The following is an 808-nucleotide window of genomic DNA, read 5'->3' as shown; positions in this document are numbered from 1 at the left end:
ATATTTACTGCGCCACCACATGTTTGTTTCAAAATGCCGTCGTGCCTTTTGCTTCAACGTGTGGTTGCGTGAATCGCACCAGTCACCCATGTGGATCTAGCGAAACATAAAGCTGGATTTCGCCCAAGTAGCGCCGCTACTCCAGAAGCATCTCAGTACCGCGTTGCGTCCAAGTGATGGGCAGATCTGTGGCTACCGGATTCGGTTCCAACCCCTTGTGGCTCGCATTGCAGACGACTCATGTTAAAACAACGATTGTGATGGCAGATACTGCGTGTCCAATCAGATCTGATGGCTTGTGATCCAACCCCGACGTCTGGCTCACGCAGTGCTGCCAACTCTCAGGTGAAACAGCGTTCCACCGAAAAACTTTCCCCAGTCTTCAGCATATGAAAACAAGCTCTTGCCAGTTTGTGTGCTACCGCCTTGATGGCGATAATGCCGTTGCGCTTGGCTTTCTTGCGTTGATAGAATTTCTTTGCCGCCTCAGAATAACGAATCGCAAAATTCGCAGCTTCCACATAGGCCCAAGCCAGGAAGCGATTCCCGTTTTTGGTATTGCCTTCCCCTTTCTTTTTACCGTTCGAGGTATGCATACTGCCTACACAGCGACAGTAAGAAACATAGTTGCCCACATCTTTAAACCGTTCGATAGAGCCGGTTTCCAGCAAGATCACCGTCGCCAACGTATCACCAATGCCAGCGACGCTTTTGAGTAATGACAACCCTGGGTGAGTAGCACAGACCTTTGCCAGTGTTTTTTCGATGTGAACGATTTGCGCGTTAAGGGCATGCATGACAGACAGAT

At 49.6% G+C, this 808-nt stretch carries 1 protein-coding gene; it reads right to left on the bottom strand.

All coding sequences use genetic code 11. The features are described 5' to 3' along the window. Nucleotides 1-341: 341 nt before the first annotated feature. Nucleotides 342-808: transposase (locus H8L47_RS29150; protein WP_186957332.1), on the bottom strand; the 467-nt coding region annotated here is incomplete at its 5' end.

This window comes from Undibacterium umbellatum (genome assembly GCF_014284125.1).
Taxonomy (GTDB): domain Bacteria; phylum Pseudomonadota; class Gammaproteobacteria; order Burkholderiales; family Burkholderiaceae_D; genus Undibacterium; species Undibacterium umbellatum.
This window is presented reverse-complemented; position numbering and strand designations above follow the sequence as displayed.